Genomic DNA, 17,961 nt, shown 5'->3' on the forward strand with positions numbered 1-17,961 from the left:
CTTCGTGAAAGCACCGCAATGACTCTCACCACCGAGAAGACGACCACCCAGGTCGTGCGCGCACCGCGCGTCACCAGGGTGAGCCCGTTCGCCGCGCTGCAGCATTCGCTGATGATGGCCTGGCGTGGGTTGCTCACCTTCCGGCACAGCCCCCAATTGCTCTACGACGCACTGCTGTTGCCGATCGTGGGGCCGGTGCTGTTCGGCAACATCTTCGGCACCGCCATCGCGGGCAGCATGGCGGCGTATCTGCCGATCATGATTCCGGGTGTGCTGGTGCAGATCGTGCTCACCTCCTCGGTGGCCACGGGCGTGCAGCTGTCCGAGGACATCCATTCGGGTGTGTTCGACCGGTTCGTCGCCATGCCGATCGCCCGCTCGGCACCGGTTGCGGGCGCATTGCTGGCGGGCACGGTGCGCTATCTACTGGCCGCGACGACGGTCGTGGTCGTCGGCTTCGCCATGGGCTACCGGCCCGAGCACACGGCCGGTTTCCTCGCGGGCGCGGTGCTCGTCGTCTTCGCCACCACCGCCATCAGCTGGCTGTTCGCCTTCATCGGCGCGACCATCGCCCGCCCGGCCGCCGTGCAGGGCATGTGCATGCTCGTGCTCACCTTCCTCGGTTTCGCGTCCAACGCGCTGGTGCCCGAGGAGGCGATGCCCAGCTGGATGCGCCACGTCTCGGACCTGAACCCGGTGTCCTACCTGGTGTCGGCGGTGCGGACACTCGCCGCCGAGGGCACGATCGGCGCCGACGCCTGGTGGTCACTGGTGGCCTCGGTGGTCGTGGTCACCGTTTTCGCGCCGCTCACCGTGCGCACCCTGCGTTCCCGCTGATCAGGAGATTCCCCGATGACCGTCACCTCGCCCGTAGTTCCGGTGGCCACCACCGGCCTCAACCGGATCACCGCCGACGACGACCTGTTCTTCAAACTTCACAGCCTCTACCCCAACGCCCTGGTCAACCAGCTGGCCTACCGGTTCGACACCGCCGTCGGCCGGGAGTCGTTGCAGCGCTGGCACGCTCATCTGGCCACGGGTTTCATCGCCCGCCGCGTGCGTACCACCCGTTTCCCGATCGCGCGCGCCCACTGGGAGCCCACCACCGAGTCGCTGCCGCTGCGATGGTCGGACACCCCGATCCCCGACGACGCCGTACTCGACTGGTTCCTCGAGCAGGCCGCGGTGGAATTCGACCCGGCCCGGGGACTGGTGTGGCAACTGGCCGGTGCCCCGACCGAATCCGGTGGCACGGTGGTCACCCTCGTCGCCTCCCATGTCGCCTGTGACGGCGGCGGCATGATGCACGCGATCGTCGACTCGCTCGACCGCCTCGGGCGCGGTGAGCGGCCCGACCGCGACGCGAGCGCGGGCAGGCTGGTCGGGCCGGTCGCCGGGCCCGGCCGGTTGGCCGCCGACCTCGCCGACGCGCGCGCCCAGTTACGTGCCGTGGCACGAGGTGTACGAGCGGCGCGACGGGCGCGCGGCGTGAGCGAACCGGGCCGCAATCCGCGTCCGGCCCAGCCTCGGCTGCCGCATGCCGACACCTGGCAGGCCGCCGATGCGATCGTCCAGCTCGACCTGGCCGAGTGGGACGCCGTCGCCACGGCACACGGCGGCACCACCAACGGTCTGCTGATCGGCGTCGCCGTCGGTCTGCTCGGCCGCAGCGGCCGCATCGCCGACGGAGCGCAAGTGCGCGTGGACATTCCGCACTCGATGCGCGAGGCCGACGACCCCCGTGCCAACGCGACCACCGGTCTGCCGATCAGCGTCGCCTACCGCGCCGGCGCCCGCACCGACCTGCCCGAGGTTCGTGCGTCGCTCAAGGCGGCCGCCCTCGCCTACCGCGATCCGGCGACGATTCCCCCGATCCAGCACCTGCAGCCGGTGCAGATGCTGTTGCCGAAGGTGGTGCTGCACAAGTTCGCCCGCACCGCCAAGGCACCGGAATGCCTGTGCACCAACATGGGTCGCACCGCACAGAACATCGCGGTGCTCGACGGTCATCGCGCCCGCGACGTGATCATGCGTCCGGTGGTGAATCCCGGCCCGGTGGACTTGTTCCGACAGGTGGAGGTCGGCGTGAACCTGGCCTTCTCCTGCGACGACGACACCGTCACCCTGGTGGTCACCGGCGCCGACCCGGACCGCTTCCCGAACCGGGCCGCCCTGCGCGACCTGCTCGCCGCCGAATTCGCCGATTGGTCGTTGACACCCCGCTTCTGGTGAGCGAGAAGGGTTCAGGAGGCCTCGTCGACCAGTTCCACGGCTTCGGGCTTGCTGATGCGCAGCGTGAAGCGGAAACCGCAGTCCGATTCGAGTGAGCCGGATTGTCGTCCGGTTCGCACCGCGCTGCGTACCTCGATGCCGACATCGAGGTCCTCGAAGCCGGCGTAGAAGTCGCCCGCCATCCAGAACTCGGTGTGCGCGGCGGTGCGACCGGCGAGGACATCGTCGGCGCCGGGGCAGAATTCGGTGCGGCGCAAGCAGATCGGGCTGCAGCCGTCGGTGCCGGGGGCCAGGTAGAGCACCACGGGGCCGTGCATCGCGGTGAGCAGCGCGAGCACATCACCGGCTTCGCCGGTGGCCTCGATCGCGCGATGACGGTGACTTCCCCAGTGGGCGTGGAGATCTCGGTCGCGGTGTACGGACCCGGCACGGTTACCCATGGTGCGCTCCTTGCATGTCTCGACGGTGTTCGGTGCACACTATCGGTGCGCAAGGTTGGTCCAACGTTGGTACGCCCCGAACCTTGCCGAACGAGTGCCCTCACCGCCGGCCACCCAACCGCGATTTCGCCGAGTCCATCAGTGACGGCCATTCTTCCGCGACCATTCCGCGAAGCGGAATTCGGGCGATGTTCGCGAAACCAAATCACCTCCGGTGTTTTCGGCGCGGGAAACAAATTCCGAAACAGCAGCGGCCATTCCGTCACCCGCACCGACGTGAGGTCCCTCACGCCACACCTGACAGCCCGGGTGCCCCGAATCGTCGGCTTCCACACCGCCCGATCGATAGCTGACAACTTGCCGACAAGCACCTGCGCCGGGCCGCTGATGTCGAAAGATTGAGGAATATCGGCAGACTCGGCGCATTTGCTGTGTAACTTCACCATTGCCACCGGCAGATGTCTGGATGGGATCCAGCCCGGCTCGCGCCGCGAGCCAACCCTCCGCGACCGCCGACGCCGCCCCGCGAAACCCGGTTACTTTCCGGTAGTGTCCGCTCGCATCGGCCCCCACCACGGTCACCGGCGACCCTTTTCGACTGTCAGGAGTTTTCGTGTCGCATTCGCGTTTCGAATCCATCGGTGCGTATCTTCCGTCGAATATCGTCTCGACCGAGGAATTACTTTCCCGGCTCGCCACGCCGCCCGCTTTCGACCTCGAAAAGATCACCGGCATCAAAGAGCGCCGGTTCCGCGACACCCGGCCGGACAGCCTCGAGGACTCCTTCACGCTCGCCGTGAACGCGGCCCGCGACTGCCTCGAGCGCTCACGCTACGGTGCGGGCGAGCTCGAGGTGATCATCTCCTGCTCGATCACCCGCAGCAACGAGGGCACCCGCATGTACATGGAGCCCTCCTTCGCCTCGACCATCGCCAAGGAACTCGGCGCCGAGCGGGCCATCACTTTCGACGTGTCCAATGCCTGCGCCGGCATGCTCACCGGCACCTACCTGCTCGACCGGATGATCCGGGCGGGCGTGGTGCGCAACGGAATGGTGGTCAGCGGTGAGTCCATCACCCCGATCGCCGAGACCGCGGTCAACGAAATCTCCGAGAAGTACGACCTGCAGTTCGCGTCGCTCTCGGTGGGCGACTCCGGATGCGCGGTCGTGCTCGACCAGGCCGTCGACGACGCCGACAAGATCCACTACATCGAATTGCTCACGGCCGCAGAGCATTCCCATCTGTGCCTCGGCATGCCGAGCGACAAGACCTCGGGTGTGGCGCTCTACACCGACAACCGCAAGATGCACAACGAGGCCAGGTTCCAGCTGTGGCCCGACGCCCAGGGCGAGTTCCTCGCCGCCCAGGGCCGCACCTTCGCCGACGAGGAATTCGACTACATCATCCACCACCAGTTCGGCGCCGCGGCCGTGCCTTTCATCAACGCGGTGGCCGCCCGCGAGTTCGGCGCCCCCATCCCGCCGGACCTCAATGTGATCGAGAAGTACGGAAACACTTCGACCACTTCGCATTTCATCGTGCTGCACGATCAGCTCGAACAGGACGGCATCGAGGCAGGCGCGAAGGTCCTCATGGTCCCGGCCGCCTCGGGCGTTGTCGCGGGTTTCCTGTCCACCACCATCTCCTCCCTGAAGGTCTGAGGTTCGTCATGGGCGTGCGTATCCGAGCCACCGGTACCAGTCGGTCGACCGACACCCACAGCATCGTCGAGCACAGCGGGCGCGCGGCCCGTCACTGCCTGGAACAGGCCGGAATCCGGCCCGATCAGGTCGGTGTGCTCATCAACACCGGCGTCTTCCGCGATTCCAACACCGTGGAACCCGCCGTCGCCGCGATGATCCAGAAGGCCGCGGGTATCGGCCTGGACTACGGCAAGAACGACCCGCGCACCTTCTCCTTCGACCTGATGAACGGTGCGACCGGGGTGGTCAACGCGGTGCAGGTCGCCGGCGCGATCCTGGCGACGGGCACCGAGCACGTGCTGATCGTCGCAGGCGACACCCATCCCTCGCTCACCCGCTCGCGCGCGGATATCGAATTCCCCTATGCCACAGCCGGTGCCGCGTTGCTGCTCGAGCACGTCGAGGGCGCGGAGGGCTTCGGACCCGTGCACACCGTCACCGCACCCGGCACACCGGCCGGACAGGCCTACGTCGACACCGCGACGATGGGCACCGTCGGCCGCGGCCTCATGACGGTGGAACGCGAGCCCGATTTCGAGGACCGGGTGCTGGCGGTGGCGGCCGAGGCGGGTCGCGCGGCGCTGGCCGAGGCGCCGGACGCTCGCGTCGCACTCATCGCCTCCACCCCGAGCGCGCACTTCCCCAAGCGCCTGGCCGACGCCCTCGGCCTGGACCAGAATGCCGTGCGCACACCGGATCTCACCGACGGCGACCCACACACCGCCGCGCTGCCCCTGGCCTACGCGCGCGCCACCGAGGATGCCTCGCTCGGTGGGTTCACCCACATCCTGTTCGTCGGTGCCGGTGCCGGTCCGTCGGCCGCGGCGACCCTCTACCGGCTGCCCGAGGAGCACCTCGCGTGACCACCGCGACCTACTGGGCCACGATCGACCGCTTCCGGGAATTCGCCCGCACCGAACCCGATCGCCCGGCGGTGATCTACCCCGACGGCACCACCGCCGACGGTATGCCGGACTACCGGCGGATCACCTACCACGATCTCGACCGGTGGTCCGACGCCATCGCCGAACACCTGACGAGTTCAGGCGTCGGCAGCGGCACCCGCACCATCGTGCTGGTGTTGCCGAGCCCGGAGCTGTACGCGATCCTGTTCGCGCTGTTGAAGATCGGTGCGGTGCCGGTGGTGATCGACCCGGGCATGGGTGTGCGGCGCATGGTGCACTGCCTGCGCGCGGTCGAGGCCGAGGCGTTCATCGGGATCCCGCAGGCACACGCGCTGCGAGTGCTGTTCCCGCGCAGCTTCCGCCGGGTGCGCACCACCCTGACGGTCGGCCGCCGCTGGTTCTGGGGCGGCCCCACCCTGCAATCGTGGGACCGCACTCCGGCGGGTCTGCTGCCCGACCGTGCGCCCGCCGCCGAGGACGACCTGCTCATCATCGGTTTCACCACCGGAAGCACCGGCCCGGCCAAGGCGGTCGAACTCACCCACGGCAATCTCGCCGCCATGGTCGAGCAGGTGCACGCCGCCCGCGGCCACACGCCGCCGGAGTCCTCGCTGGTCACCCTGCCGCTGGTCGGCGTGCTCGACTTGCTGCTCGGCTCCCGGTGCGTGCTGCCGCCGCTGATTCCCAGCAAGGTCGGTTCCACCGATCCGGCGCATGTGGTCGACGCGATCACCAAGTTCGGGGTGCGCACGATGTTCGCGTCCCCGGCTGTGCTGATCCCGCTGCTCGCCCACCTGCGGTCGCACCCCGTCGAACTCGACACCCTTGGCAGCATCTTCTCCGGAGGTGCGCCGGTGCCCGCGTGGTGCATCGCCGGACTGCGCGAGGTCTTGCGTCCCGATGTCGAGATCTTCGCGGGCTACGGTTCCACCGAGGCGCTGCCGATGACGACGATCGAATCGCGGGAATTGCTCGACGGCCTGGTCGAACGGGCGGCACACGGTGAGGGCACCTGCATCGGACGTCCCACCGACGATGTCGAGGTGCGGCTCGTCGCCGTGACCGACGCCCCGATCGCGAATCTCGCCGACGCCGAACCCACCGACCGGATCGGCGAGATCGTCGTCGCCGGACCCAATGTGAGCACCCGCTACTACTGGCCCGCCGAGGCCAATGCGCTGGGCAAGATCGCCGACGGGGACCGCGTCTGGCACCGCACCGGTGACCTGGGCTGGATCGACGAGCAGGGCCGCGTGTGGTTCTGCGGTCGCAAGAGTCAGCGGTTGAGCACCGCCGCGGGACCGATGTTCACCGTGCAGGTCGAGCAGGTCTTCAACGCGGTACGTGGCGTTTCGCGCACGGCGCTGGTCGGTGTCGGCCGACCCGGTGCGCATCGGCCGGTGCTGTGTGTAGAACTGGAGCCGGGTGCCGATGCGGTGGCCGTGGACCTGCGCCTGCGCGACCGTGCCGCCGCGTTCGACACCGCCGTACCGATCACCGATTTCCTCATCCACCCCGGTTTCCCGGTCGACATCCGGCACAACGCCAAGATCGGCCGCGAAGAACTCGCCCGTTGGGCAACGAAGAAGCTGAACTCATGAAGATCCTCGTCACCGGCGCGTCCGGATTCCTCGGCGGCGCCATCGTGCGCGCCCTGGTGGCCGACGGCACGCACGACGTGTCGATCCTGGTGCGGCGCACCAGCGTGCTCGACGACCTCGGCACCGCACGCGCGGCCGTCACGATCGTCGAAGGCGACCTATCCGACGCCGACTCGCTGCGCCGCGCCGCCGACGGGGTGGACGCGGTGATCCACAGCGCGGCCCGCGTCGACGAACGCGGCACCCGGGCCCAGTTCTGGGTGGAGAACGTGCGCGCCACCGAACTGCTCCTCGACGCCGCCCGCCGCGGCGGTGCACACCGATTCGTATTCATCTCCAGCCCCAGTGCCCTGATGGACCGTGACGGCGGCGACCAGATCGATGTCGACGAATCGCTGCCCTATCCGCGCCGCTACCTCAATCACTATTCCGAGACGAAGGCGACGGCCGAACAGGCCGTGCTCGCCGCGAACACCGCCGAATTCAGCACCGTGGCGTTGCGTCCGCGCGCGATCTGGGGTGCCGGTGACCGGTCGGGCCCGATCGTGCGGTTGCTCGCCCGCACTGCCGACGGCGCCCTGCCCGACCTGTCGTACGGCCGGAATATCGAGGCGTCGCTGTGCCACGTGGACAACATCGTCCACGCCTGCCTGCTCGCGCTGAGTGCCAAGAACATCGGTGGCAAGGCGTATTTCATCGCCGATGCCGAGAAGACCGATGTGTGGGGGTTTCTCGGCGAGGTCGCCGAGGGGCTCGGCTTCCAGCGGCCGACGCGCAGGCCGAATCCGCGTGTCCTCGCCGCCGTTGTCGCGGCCATCGAGGCGGTGTGGCGGATTCCGGCCGTGGCACGGCGCTGGTCGCCGCCGTTGTCGCGCTACGCCGTCGCCCTGATGACCCGCACCGCCACCTACGACACCGGCGCGGCCCGCGCCGACCTGGGCTACCACCCCGTCGTCGACCGCGACACAGGCCTGTCCACCTTCTTGGTCTGGCTCGAGGCCCAGGGCAGCATCGAGTCGCTCGCCGGGCACCTGCGGTAACACTCCGAGAGGCAATCATGAACGGCGACACCGTCTTCCGTCGGCCCGTGACGACCACCGAACGCATGTACTTCCCCATGCGCACCCTCGCCCCGCCCTTCCTCATGCAGCTCGTCGTGCCGGGTGAGGGCGCGATCGACCCGCAGCGGTTGCGCACTGCGGTTGCCGCGGCGGCCGAAGTCACACCGGGCGCGCGGCTGCGCAGGCAGGGCGACATCTGGGTGGACAGCGGCATCGTCCCCGCCGTCCGGGTGGTGGATGACCACGAATTCGGTTATCCCGCGTTGGAATCCGATCCGGTCCTCACCGGCGATATCGGGCCGACCGCGGATGCCACCGTCGAGGTCCTGCTACTCACCGCAAATTCACCGACCCTGGTATTCCGCGTCTTCCACGGCGTGATGGACGGTATGGGCATGGTGCTGTGGGCGACCAATGTGATGCGCGCGCTGCGTGGCGACGACCCTGTACCTCAGCCGGACCCGGTGGCCGATCAGCAACTCGTCGATCGGGTCGGTGCGCCGGGCAAGCCGACCCCGATGATTCCGCGCTACCGCAGCGCGGTGGGGCGCGGCAGGCAGCGGCGCGGCACCGCCCGGCACCTGTTGCGGCACCGGCGCGTGCAGGCCGCCGGACCCGGTGCGCTGGCACGCGTCTGCGCCTTGCTGGCTGCCGAAACCCCGGGAACTTCGCGGATCATGATGCCCGTCGACCTGCGCCGTCACGATCCGGCGCTGCGCTCGACCGCCAACCTCGCGCTGCCGCTGTTCCTCGACATCGCACCGGGCCAGGACTGGACGCAGATCAAAGACGACATCAAAGCCGGGCTCGCGCAGCGGCGGGAACTGAATCAGCTGGCCAACACCCGCATCACCCTGGTCCCTGACCCGGTCAATCGGGGTGTGCTGCGGACGACGAACTGGCTCGGCGCGCGGCTGGGCCGCAACCTGGCCTCGGCGACCGTCTCCCACATGGGCCGATTCACCTCCGACGACCTCGCGGTCCCCGGTTTCCGGCCCACCGGGTTGTTCGTGCTCCCCCAGCACAGCGTCGCCATGCCGTTGCTGTTCGGCCTCACCGAATTCGACGGCCACACCGAGCTCACCGTGTCGGCCCGCAACGGCGCAGGAATCGAAGCACGACTCGAAGCCCTGCTCGACCGGATCGTCACGATGTTGGAAGCCGAACTGCCCGTGGTGGATTCGGCGCGGTGACCACACTCGCCCGGTTCGTCACAGCCCGGCCGCGCACCGTCCTCGCCGTGGTCGTGGTGTTCATCGGGTTGTGCGCCGCATACGGTGCGACGGTGACCGAACGCCTCAGCGCGGGCGGGTTCGTCGACGGCGGCAGTGAATCCGCCCTGGTCGACCGCTTCGTCACCGAACAACTCGGCCCGCAGAGCCCCGACGTGGTCGCGCTCTACACCGCACCCGAGGGACGCACGATCGACGAGATCGGCCCGCAGGTGCGCGCCGCCCTCGACCGCGTCGACCCGGCGCTGCTCGCCCGGCCCGTGGAGAGTTACTGGTCGGCGGTGGTGCCGCGCAAGAACTTCCTGGTGTCCGAGGACCGCAGGCACGCGGTGGCCGTGGTGTACACCGCCGGTGACGACACAGCCCGCATCGCCGCGTATCCCGCCGTCGCCGAGGTGCTGCACGTGCCCGGTGTCGAAACCCGGCTGTCGGGCTACAGCGCCCTCAATGCCGAGATCATCGACCGGTCACAGCGTGATCTCGTTGTGGCCGAGTCGATTTCGCTGCCGTTGACACTGCTGGTTCTCGTCCTGGTGTTCGGGGGCATCGCGGCGGGCGCGTTGCCGGTGGTGGTCGGCATGCTCGCCGTCGGTGGTGCGCTCGGCGCCATCCGGTTGCTGACCGAGGTCACCGAGGTCACCACCTTCGCGGTCAATATCGCGTCCCTGCTGGGGCTCGGCATGGCCATCGACTACGGGCTGTTCCTGGTGAACCGGTTCCGGGAGGAATACGGTGCGGGCGCGGATATCGGCACCGCGGTCGGCCGGACGATGGCCAGTGCTGGGCGCACCGTCGCCGTGTCGGCGGCGCTGCTGATCTGCGCGTTCGCGGGCACCTTCGTCTTCCCGCAGGCCGTGCTCCGCTCACTCGGTATCGGCGCGGTGGCGGCCGTCGCGTTGGCGGCGGTCCTGTCGCTCACCGTGCTGCCGGCATTGCTCGTGCTTTTCGGCGCCCGCATCGGGCGCGCGAAACCGACCACACGCACCGAACACTTCTGGGGTCGGGTGGTCGATGCGGTGCTGCGCAGGCCGGGAACGGTGACGATCGCAGTCGGCGCGGTCCTGCTCGTCCTCGCCGCACCGCTGGCCGGTATCCGTCTCGGCGAGATCGACCACCGCGCGTTGCCCGCCGACAGTCCGATGCGCCACACGGTCGAGGAGCTCACCGCTCAGTTCCCCGCGGCGGCGAGCGGGGCGACGGTGCTGCTGCGCGGTCTCGACGGCCCACCGCAATCAGCGGCCGTGTCGGGCGCGCTCGACGCGATCGGTGACCTTGCGGGTGTCGACGATGTCGTCCAGGTGGGACGCGACGACGACTTCGTCGTCCTGCACGTCTTCCTCACCCACGCCGACCGAAGCGAGCAGGCCACCGCCGCCGTCCGCGCCATCCGCGCACTACCCGCACCGGGTGCCACCACCGTCGAGGTGGGCGGTGACACCGCGGCCACCCTCGACAGCGTGGACGCGACGCTGGACCGGCTGCCGCTGATGATCGCCGTGATGGTGCTGGTCACGATGGTGCTGCTCACCGTGGCGTTCCGCTCGGTGGTCCTGCCGCTCAAAGCCGTGGCCATGGCGTTTCTCAGCCTGGCCGCCACCTTCGGGGTGCTCACCTGGATCTTCGTCGGCGGTCACGGTGCGAGCCTGCTCGGCATCAGCCACGGACCGCTCCCGGCGGGCATGACGGTGCTCATCATCGCGGTGGTTTTCGGGTTGTCCACCGATTACGAGGTGTTCCTGCTGTCGCGGATGGCCGAGGCCCACCGTGCGGGCGCGGACACGGCGACGGCGGTGCGCGTCGGGACCGTGCGGACGGCCCGGGTCATCACCGCCGCCGCCGTGCTGCTGGTTCTGGTCACCGGCGCGTTCGCGCTGTCACCGCTCACGCCCATGCGGCTGCTCGGCATCGGCATGATCATCGCCCTGATCCTCGATGCCACCCTGGTGCGCATGCTGCTGGTTCCTGCCCTTGTCCAGCTCATGGGACCGGCGAACTGGTGGTTGCCGCGACTATCGTGGGGGCGTGGGCATCATGGGTGAAATGTTTCCTGGCAAGAAGCTGCAGCACGAAGGCAGCGGTGACAGCGACGGCCAGGCACGCGAACCTCACCTCGATCTCGACCTCGACGCCGGTGTCGTCCGTCTGACGCCACCCGACGCCAAGCCGACCGAGGACTAGCGCGGCGAACCGGCCAGCGCGGTTCCCGCACCGAGGCGTTCGAGCAGCGGATGCGGGTCGCGCAGCAACTCGGCGGACACCACTTCCGACCAGTCGTATCGACCGTTCTCACACACCAACTCGACCAGCGACAGCGACGACACCGTGTCGTCGAGGGTGAAGTCGGCGAATCCGTCGGCGGCTAGCGCGTTCTCGATCTCGCCCACCGGCACCGGTGTCTTCGTGTAGGCCAGCGCCAGGTACGGGAGCAACGGCTCACCGAATTCGGGCACGCGCTCGCGGATCCAGACATCGGTCAATGCGCGGGTGAGATCCTCGCGGACGCGCAGCAACTCCTCGGGTAACGCGATGGGTAATCGCACCCCGTCGGCGGCGACCACCGGCGGGCCGAAGGTGATGGGGAACGGCGCGTGGTCGGCGAGCAGGCTGCGCGAACCCTCGACCAGACGGGCCAGATCGACGCCCTTCACCCCGTCGACGAAGCCCACACCCTGCACTTCCACCCGCAGACGCGGCGCGTCGACTTGTTCGAGGCCGGGCACCCGCGCCACAGTAGGGGCGAAGATCTCCACGAGCTTGTCGGCGACGGGCTGCGTCGGCATCACCTGCCAGTCGTAGAAGGAACGGCCCGGGGTCCACCCCGGCCGCCACCACCAGCGACTCGCCGTCGTCATCGCGCTCATGTCCATGTGTCGCACCTCCGCCTGCGATGCCTGGCTACCTCTCGGTCAAGAACTACCCCGCCGAGATCACGGACCAACCCGACGAGACCGATCCGTTGCCGGTTCGAATCCCGATTACACTCATCGCATGTCTGTTCGACGGCGGATCACGCTCCTCGCGTTCGCCCTGCTGCTCCCCCTCTCCGCCACCGCCTGTACCGTCACCGGGCCAGGAACCACCTCCGAATGCACCGTCAGCGGTTGCACCGTGACCTTCGACCGAGGCGTGAACGCCAAGGCGTCGGTACTCGGCATCGACGCCGAACTCGTCGCCGTGAACGGCAACATCGTCACCCTGCGCATCGGCGGTCAGGAAGTGACCGTGCCCGCCGGGGAATCACAGCCCGCGCAGGGGATGGACGTGCGCGTCAGCGAGGTCACCGACGAGAAGGTCGTCGTCGTGCTCTCCACCGGCCTGAACCAGAACTGACGCATCGGAAACCGTTGTGCACCATGCTCATCCGAGTACGTTGGGTTGATCGAGGATCCAGCGCCACGTCCCGTCGGGCTGTCTACGGGCCACTTCGACGGTCGCCCCGGAACCGCCGGGCAGGCGGGAGGACGTGAGCGCGAGATCGCCCGCGCGTAATGCCGGTGCCTGCGGGCCCGGCTGGAACACCGGGCGGTCGGCGACGAGCCGGGCGTAGGCGGCCCTGATCTCCTCGACCCCGGTGGCGACCACACCGTCGGGCAACGCGAGCACCGCGTCGCTCTCGTAGAGCTCGACCAGGCCGTCCACATCGCCGGCGTTCAACCGTTCGACCACCAGTCTGCTCAGATCCTCCGGGCGCCTCGCCCGTTCCCTGGCACCCTCGATACTGTCGGTCATCGTCACCCTCCTCGACTCGGGTTGTGCGCCAACGGTAGCGCCGGGGTACGACACGAACCCGGCACCGGCCCCGCCCCGGAAACCACAAAACCCCCGAAAACCCAAGGGCGTTCGGAGGTTTCGCGGACAAATATGGTGTCAGCCGATCACAGCGGCGGGAACCCCGACGATCCGGTCGCCATCCAGTTCCAGAACTCCGCAGCGCGGTTCGTCACCAAAGCGATGACGTCGAGGACAGTGCTTCCCATTGTCTTCCTTCATCCGAACGAACACTCTTGCGCCCTCACCATAGCAACCGGCTTCGAGTGCACAACGTTGTGATAACGGACAGATGACAGGCCTGTCTTCTGCCACGGCGAGTCGGCATGCCCAGAGATTCGTCCAGCCCGTCGGTCACACAGACCGATCATCCTCCGAGGCTCGCCGCGGCCATGGACGAAGCCGCTCGAGTTGCGCCGCAAGGGAAATCAACAAGCCTTCGCCGCCAGGTGCGGAGCAAAGCTGAACGCCGATCGGCAAGCCTTCGGCGGAAAGTCCCGCGGGCACCGTCAGCACCGGATGCCGGGCGAGGTTGAGCGGCAGCAGGAAAGGCAGGAGCCGACTGGCGGCGAGGTGGGTGCGGATCATCCCGGCATTGGCCCAGCCGCCCGCGCGAGGGGGCAGCTGGGCCAATGTCGGGGTCAAGAGCACGTCGTAGTCGGCGAACCACGCCGCGAAACGTGCGGCCGTCCCGGTGGGAACCGCGTCGGCGGCGAGGGGCAAGCGCCGCAGCATTTTCCCGGCCCGCACGATCGCACCGGTACGCCGTTCCAATGTTCGCGTGTCGAGCCCGTCTGCGTCGTCGGCGGAGCCGGCAAAGTAGCGAACGATGTAACGCGGGTGGTCCCGAATACGCCAGGGCGCGGGGGCCGTTTCCACGACATGACCGGCGCCGCGCAGAGCCTGCACCGTTGCCTCGAGTGACGCGCGGACCTGTGGGTCGACGCGCACTCCGGGCACGGGCGGATCGACGGTGACACCGACGCGTATCGCCATATCCGGGTGGCCGTCAGCATTCCGGACGCGGTCGGTGCCGGCGAGCACGTCGAGCATCAGGGCGGCGTCAGCGACAGTGGTCGCGATCGGACCGAGTTCGGACATCCCTCGCCAGCCGGGTCCGGTCCGCGGCACAAGGCCGGGTCCGGGCTTCACACCGACGACGCCGCAGCACGAAGCCGGAATGCGGATCGACCCACCGCCACCGGACGCGAGCGCCAAAGGCACCATTCCGGCCGCGACAGCAGCCGCCGAGCCACCGCTCGAACCGCCGGACGAGTACTCCGGATTCCATGGATTGCGGGTGACACCGAACGCCACGCTCTCGGTGAACGGGCCCTGACACAGCTCCGGCAGGGTGGTCTTGCCGACCACCAGCGCCCCGGCGGCACGCAGTCTGCGTACGAGCTCGTCATCTGTATCGGCGGGCGCGGCAGCTGTCGCGAAGGTTCCGTGCCTGGTCGGGCACCCCGCGACATCGATGTGGTCCTTGATCCCCACCGGCACCCCGGCCAACGGAAGCAGCGCCAGATCGGACCGTCGAGCAAGCGCCGCCGCTTCCGCGCGCACCTCGTCGCGGCGCACCACACAAAACGCGTTCAACGAGGCATCGGCACCGATCCGCGCCAGCGCCGCTTCCACCACATCGACCGGCGAAACCTGGCCCGATCTCACCGCAGCCGCGATCTCTACCGCCGTCGAACCGGTCACGAACTCCGACGGTACCGGGAAACCTTGCCAGGGCGGTGTTTTCGACGAGGACGACCGCGCCGATATCCGGTCGACCTTGTTGCCGACCGGATGCCGTGTGGCACAGTGCGACTCAGCGCGGGGCCATTCGGATGGCGCCGTCGAGGCGGATGGTTTCGCCGTTGAGCATCGGGTTCTCCACGATGTGGCGGGCCAGTGCGGCGAACTCGGTCGGCTGACCGAGGCGGGAGGGGTGCGGGACCTGGGCGCCGAGGGACTGCAGGGCCTCCTCGGGCAGCGTCTCGAACAGCGGCGTGCGGAACAGGCCGGGTGCGATGGTGACGACGCGGATCTTGAAGCTCGCCAGGTCGCGTGCGACCGGCAGGGTCAGGCCGACGATGCCGCCCTTGGACGCCGAGTAGGCGGCCTGGCCGATCTGGCCGTCGTAGGCGGCGACCGAGGCGGTGTTGATGATGACGCCGCGCTCCTCACCGACGGGTTCGGTGGCCGACATGCGTTCGGCGGCCAGCCGGATCACATTGAAGGTGCCGACGAGGTTCACGTTGATCACCTTGGTGAAGTCGGCGAGCGGGAAGGCGCCCTTCTTGCCGACCGTCTTGATCGCGTTGCCGATTCCGGCGCAGTTCACGGCGATCCGCAGCGGGGCCAGCGATTCAGCGATGTCGAGCGCCGCGATCACCGCCGATTCATCGGTCACATCCGCGGCCGCGAAAGCCGCGCCCTCGCCGAGTTCCTTGGCGATGGCCGCGCCGTTGGACGAGGGCAGGTCGACGATGACGACCTTGGCGCCCTTGGCGTGCAGTTCCTGCACGGTCGCCAAGCCGAGGCCCGACGCGCCGCCCGTGACGATCGCGGACGAGTTGACGAAATCCATACTTTTCTCCTGTTTCGGTGACGGCCCACCGATATTGACACACTTCGCCAAAACTGTTTGGCTTTCGCCGTGACCCAGCCTGCCCGCCGTCCCGGCCGTCCCTCCGTGCTGGACACCGCGGCCGTGTCCGCCGGTGCGCTGCGGTTGTGGACCGAGCGCGGGTTCGCCGCCACCGGCTGGAACGAGCTCGCCGAGGCCACGGGCGTGAGCACACGAACCCTGTTGCGGCACTTCTCGTCCCGCTCCGATATCGCCTGGATCGGTGTCGCACCGGCGACGGAGCGGCTGCGCGCGACACTCGCCGGGGCCGCCGCCGAGGAGTCGCCCGCGGTGGTGGTCAGGACCGCGATCGTCGAGTCGGTGTCGCGCGATCCACGGGTCCAGGAGCTGGCGCCGGATTGGCTGCGGCTGATCTCGTCGGAGCCGGAACTCGCCGCGACCGCACCACGGATCTATCGACCGTGGATCGATACGCTCTCGGCCTACCTCGCCGATCGGCTGCCGAACTCCCCCGCTGCGATCTGCCGGGCCATCGCGACCGCCTACCAGTCCGCTACCTTCGCCGCGCTGATCGAATGGGCGGAGTCAGGGGCGCACGGTGACTGCGCGGATTCAGTGGATCGGATGCTGCGCTGGATGGACCCGCACCTGCCGCGGTCGGCGCCGAACTGACCTGCTCGCGAGGAGGAGAACAGCGCGGGGCGTGCGCCACCCGGGCCAGTGCCGTCGATCAGGATTCGCGGGCGGCGATCGCGGCCTGGATGCGGCGCAGTGTGCGCAGCCCCTTCTTCGCGGCGACACTCACCATGCCGTCGAACACCGTCGAGCCGCGGTCGGTGGCCATCAGCCGTTCCAGTGTCGGCACCGCGCTGTCGTCGCCGGTCGAGCCGAGGGCGACGGCCGCCCAGTAGCGCTGGTCGGCATCCTCGCTCGAAGCCGCTTCGATCAGTCGCGGAATGATGTCCGGCGCGAATACCGACAGTGCGCTGGCGATGTAGCCGATGCGGTAGTAGCGGCGGTTCTCGAACTCGTCCCAGAGGGCGGCAAGCGCCGCATCGCCACCGATCATGCCGAGGGCTTCGGCGGCACGCTCGCGCATACCGCTGTTCGAGTCCCCCAGCAGGGGCACGAGGGCCGGAACCACCGATTCGTCGCCGAGGACACCCAGCGCGACGATCGCCTGGTCGCGGGCGATGTCCTGCGGGTGGTCGAGCATCGCGACCAGGCGCGGAACCGCGTCGCGGAAGCCGAGGGCGGCACAGCCCATCGCCGCCCATGCCTGGCAGTTGTAGCGGGTGTCGGCAAGAGAGGCGAGCAGCGGCTCTCGCAGCGTGTCGTCGCCGAAGAGTCCAGCCCGATTCAGCGCCCGGCTGTACAGCGTCCGGTGGTAGTCGGGATAGTCCCGCACGAGCGCACGCAGAGCTTCCGCCGCCGATGCGTCGCCCTCCTCGGTTCGCAGCAGCAGCTGCCGCAGGTTTTCCTCGCGAGTCTCGAGGTCACCGTCTTTGAGGAGTCGCGCGTCGGCTGGATTCACCGCCCAACGGTACCCGGTGACATGCCCCTCCTGAGACCACCGGACCGCCACACGTATCTCGCGAACCCCTTGCTCGTCAGCCCGCCTGTCATGGTCGTTCGAGCGGACCCCAGTCCAGGGCGTCGACCGCTGCGCGATCACCTTCGAGCCAGGCCCAGAGGATCTCGACGAGTTTCGCCTCGTCCCGGATGACGGTGCGCCTGACCTCAGGGGGTGCATCCGACAATTCGAGGTCGTAGTCGTCGGCGCCTGCCTTACCGCGCGGCCGAGATGGCCGGGGGTCCGGCGGAATTCGCACGGACAGGCAGCGGACGAAGTCAGTCGTGCACGATCGGGGTGCTGAAGTGGTACCAGTTCGGGGCGAAGCGCTCGTACACGTGTGCGTAGGGGCGCGGCGGTCCGCTCGGCGGTGTCGATCCGGGAGCGAAGTAGGCGACGCCGCCGTCGGTCGGGTAGATCGCGAAAAGGCACCCGCCGTCGTATGGATAGATGCCGTCGACGTGCATCACACCGAACCAGTTCGCATCACCCTTGGCGCACACCTGCGCGGCACGCGTGAACGAGTCTGCGGACAGCCACCAGGCGAGCCGGTCCGGTACCCCCGAAAACACCAGCGCGACACCGATTCCCACCACGATCGGAGCGATCATGACTGCCCGGTACTCGCGATACTTCGCGCAACCGATCGGCGCGAGAACCATCCACGCCACCCCGGCTGCGAGCAGAACGGCACCTGCCAGCAGCAGAGCCGTCACGGTGTAGTCGGTGACCACCTCGAACAGCAACACCGCAGTCCCGAAGCACGACGCCACAGTTGTCGCGCGCATGGCGTACTGCCATGTTCGCGATATCTCGACCGCCTCCGACGCCACCCCCGACTTCGTCATACTCGACAGCCTAGA

At 68.6% G+C, this 17,961-nt stretch carries 19 protein-coding genes; 11 read left to right on the forward strand and 8 right to left on the reverse strand.

The features are described 5' to 3' along the window. Positions 1–18 precede the first annotated feature (18 nt). Positions 19–837: an ABC transporter permease gene (locus HYG95_RS19230; RefSeq protein ID WP_181699656.1), complete on the forward strand. Its 819-nt coding sequence runs from the start codon at positions 19–21 to the stop codon at positions 835–837. Positions 838–852: 15 nt separating this feature from the next. Continuing rightward, positions 853–2,232, forward strand: a complete 1,380-nt coding sequence (locus tag HYG95_RS19235) for a hypothetical protein (protein WP_181699658.1) — start codon at positions 853–855, stop codon at positions 2,230–2,232. 11 nt (positions 2,233–2,243) lie between these two features. On the opposite strand, the gene HYG95_RS19240 is transcribed toward HYG95_RS19235, so the two are convergent. Continuing rightward, positions 2,244–2,672, reverse strand: a complete 429-nt coding sequence (locus HYG95_RS19240; protein WP_181699660.1) for a DUF779 domain-containing protein — start codon at positions 2,670–2,672, stop codon at positions 2,244–2,246. A gap of 613 nt (positions 2,673–3,285) precedes the next feature. Between HYG95_RS19240 and HYG95_RS19245 the strand changes: the two genes are divergently transcribed. The 7 genes from HYG95_RS19245 to HYG95_RS19275 are packed head-to-tail and all read left to right on the forward strand — an operon-like array spanning position 3,286 to position 11,354. Further along, the gene (locus HYG95_RS19245; protein ID WP_181699662.1) at positions 3,286–4,335 is read left to right on the forward strand and encodes a 3-oxoacyl-[acyl-carrier-protein] synthase III C-terminal domain-containing protein; all 1,050 of its coding nucleotides are present in this window, start codon (positions 3,286–3,288) and stop codon (positions 4,333–4,335) included. An 8-nt stretch (positions 4,336–4,343) separates the two neighbouring features. Beyond that, entirely contained in the window at positions 4,344–5,240 is an 897-nt protein-coding gene (locus HYG95_RS19250; protein WP_181699664.1) for a hypothetical protein, read from the forward strand. Then, on the forward strand, positions 5,237–6,883 hold the full coding sequence (locus tag HYG95_RS19255; RefSeq protein WP_181699666.1) for a fatty acid CoA ligase family protein: 1,647 nt from the start codon (positions 5,237–5,239) through the stop codon (positions 6,881–6,883). The genes HYG95_RS19250 and HYG95_RS19255 overlap by 4 nt, the downstream gene beginning before the upstream one ends. After that, entirely contained in the window at positions 6,880–7,923 is a 1,044-nt protein-coding gene (locus HYG95_RS19260; RefSeq protein WP_181699668.1) for an NAD-dependent epimerase/dehydratase family protein, read from the forward strand. The genes HYG95_RS19255 and HYG95_RS19260 overlap by 4 nt, the downstream gene beginning before the upstream one ends. A gap of 17 nt (positions 7,924–7,940) precedes the next feature. Beyond that, positions 7,941–9,137, forward strand: a complete 1,197-nt coding sequence (locus HYG95_RS19265) for a peptide synthetase (protein WP_181699675.1) — start codon at positions 7,941–7,943, stop codon at positions 9,135–9,137. Beyond that, a complete protein-coding gene (locus tag HYG95_RS19270) occupies positions 9,134–11,215 on the forward strand; it encodes an MMPL family transporter (protein ID WP_181699677.1) in 2,082 nt (693 codons plus the stop codon). Before HYG95_RS19265 ends, HYG95_RS19270 begins: the two co-directional genes overlap by 4 nt. After that, positions 11,199–11,354, forward strand: coding sequence for a hypothetical protein (locus HYG95_RS19275; RefSeq protein ID WP_181699745.1), 156 nt, complete (start codon positions 11,199–11,201; stop codon positions 11,352–11,354). Before HYG95_RS19270 ends, HYG95_RS19275 begins: the two co-directional genes overlap by 17 nt. Here the strand turns inward: HYG95_RS19275 and HYG95_RS19280 are convergent. After that, positions 11,351–12,043 (reverse strand): hypothetical protein, encoded by a 693-nt coding sequence (locus HYG95_RS19280; protein ID WP_181699679.1) that lies wholly within the window; start codon positions 12,041–12,043, stop codon positions 11,351–11,353. The genes HYG95_RS19275 and HYG95_RS19280 overlap by 4 nt on opposite strands. Positions 12,044–12,164: 121 nt before the next feature. On the opposite strand from HYG95_RS19280, the gene HYG95_RS19285 reads away from it, so the two are divergent. After that, positions 12,165–12,506, forward strand: a complete 342-nt coding sequence (locus HYG95_RS19285; protein ID WP_067489284.1) for a hypothetical protein — start codon at positions 12,165–12,167, stop codon at positions 12,504–12,506. Positions 12,507–12,533: 27 nt separating this feature from the next. Here HYG95_RS19285 and HYG95_RS19290 read toward each other — a convergent pair whose 3' ends face one another. From HYG95_RS19290 to HYG95_RS19300, 3 genes are all read right to left on the reverse strand, one after another. Beyond that, on the reverse strand, positions 12,534–12,905 hold the full coding sequence (locus HYG95_RS19290; protein ID WP_181699681.1) for a nuclear transport factor 2 family protein: 372 nt from the start codon (positions 12,903–12,905) through the stop codon (positions 12,534–12,536). A 393-nt stretch (positions 12,906–13,298) separates the two neighbouring features. Beyond that, the gene (locus HYG95_RS19295; protein WP_181699683.1) at positions 13,299–14,651 is read right to left on the reverse strand and encodes an amidase; all 1,353 of its coding nucleotides are present in this window, start codon (positions 14,649–14,651) and stop codon (positions 13,299–13,301) included. A gap of 112 nt (positions 14,652–14,763) precedes the next feature. Next, the gene (locus HYG95_RS19300; protein WP_181699686.1) at positions 14,764–15,525 is read right to left on the reverse strand and encodes a 3-hydroxyacyl-CoA dehydrogenase; all 762 of its coding nucleotides are present in this window, start codon (positions 15,523–15,525) and stop codon (positions 14,764–14,766) included. A gap of 69 nt (positions 15,526–15,594) precedes the next feature. Here HYG95_RS19300 and HYG95_RS19305 point away from each other — a divergent pair, with 69 nt between their 5' ends. After that, positions 15,595–16,197: a TetR/AcrR family transcriptional regulator gene (locus tag HYG95_RS19305; RefSeq protein WP_370465844.1), complete on the forward strand. Its 603-nt coding sequence runs from the start codon at positions 15,595–15,597 to the stop codon at positions 16,195–16,197. A 58-nt stretch (positions 16,198–16,255) separates the two neighbouring features. Here HYG95_RS19305 and HYG95_RS19310 read toward each other — a convergent pair whose 3' ends face one another. The 3 genes from HYG95_RS19310 to HYG95_RS19320 all read right to left on the reverse strand — a co-directional run bounded on the left by HYG95_RS19310 (position 16,256) and on the right by HYG95_RS19320 (position 17,946). After that, positions 16,256–17,059 carry a HEAT repeat domain-containing protein gene (locus HYG95_RS19310; protein WP_181699688.1) on the reverse strand — a complete coding sequence of 268 codons (804 nt, stop codon included), beginning with the start codon at positions 17,057–17,059 and terminating at the stop codon, positions 16,256–16,258. Positions 17,060–17,147: 88 nt separating this feature from the next. After that, positions 17,148–17,357, reverse strand: coding sequence for a hypothetical protein (locus HYG95_RS19315; protein WP_181699690.1), 210 nt, complete (start codon positions 17,355–17,357; stop codon positions 17,148–17,150). 19 nt (positions 17,358–17,376) lie between these two features. Continuing rightward, positions 17,377–17,946, reverse strand: coding sequence for a hypothetical protein (locus HYG95_RS19320; protein ID WP_181699691.1), 570 nt, complete (start codon positions 17,944–17,946; stop codon positions 17,377–17,379). Positions 17,947–17,961: the final 15 nt, after the last annotated feature.

Source organism: Nocardia sp. GTS18, assembly GCF_013839555.1.
In the GTDB taxonomy this organism is placed as follows: domain Bacteria; phylum Actinomycetota; class Actinomycetes; order Mycobacteriales; family Mycobacteriaceae; genus Nocardia; species Nocardia rosealba.

Coding starts and splice junctions, on each gene's coding strand:
- HYG95_RS19320 (WP_181699691.1), bottom strand. CDS start 17,946: ATGACGAAGTCGGGGGTGGCGTCGGAGGCGGTCGAGATATCGCGAACA.
- HYG95_RS19230 (WP_181699656.1), top strand. CDS start 19: ATGACTCTCACCACCGAGAAGACGACCACCCAGGTCGTGCGCGCACCG.
- HYG95_RS19300 (WP_181699686.1), bottom strand. CDS start 15,525: ATGGATTTCGTCAACTCGTCCGCGATCGTCACGGGCGGCGCGTCGGGC.
- HYG95_RS19285 (WP_067489284.1), top strand. CDS start 12,165: ATGTCTGTTCGACGGCGGATCACGCTCCTCGCGTTCGCCCTGCTGCTC.
- HYG95_RS19265 (WP_181699675.1), top strand. CDS start 7,941: ATGAACGGCGACACCGTCTTCCGTCGGCCCGTGACGACCACCGAACGC.
- HYG95_RS19280 (WP_181699679.1), bottom strand. CDS start 12,043: ATGGACATGAGCGCGATGACGACGGCGAGTCGCTGGTGGTGGCGGCCG.
- HYG95_RS19290 (WP_181699681.1), bottom strand. CDS start 12,905: ATGACCGACAGTATCGAGGGTGCCAGGGAACGGGCGAGGCGCCCGGAG.
- HYG95_RS19250 (WP_181699664.1), top strand. CDS start 4,344: ATGGGCGTGCGTATCCGAGCCACCGGTACCAGTCGGTCGACCGACACC.
- HYG95_RS19240 (WP_181699660.1), bottom strand. CDS start 2,672: ATGGGTAACCGTGCCGGGTCCGTACACCGCGACCGAGATCTCCACGCC.
- HYG95_RS19260 (WP_181699668.1), top strand. CDS start 6,880: ATGAAGATCCTCGTCACCGGCGCGTCCGGATTCCTCGGCGGCGCCATC.
- HYG95_RS19235 (WP_181699658.1), top strand. CDS start 853: ATGACCGTCACCTCGCCCGTAGTTCCGGTGGCCACCACCGGCCTCAAC.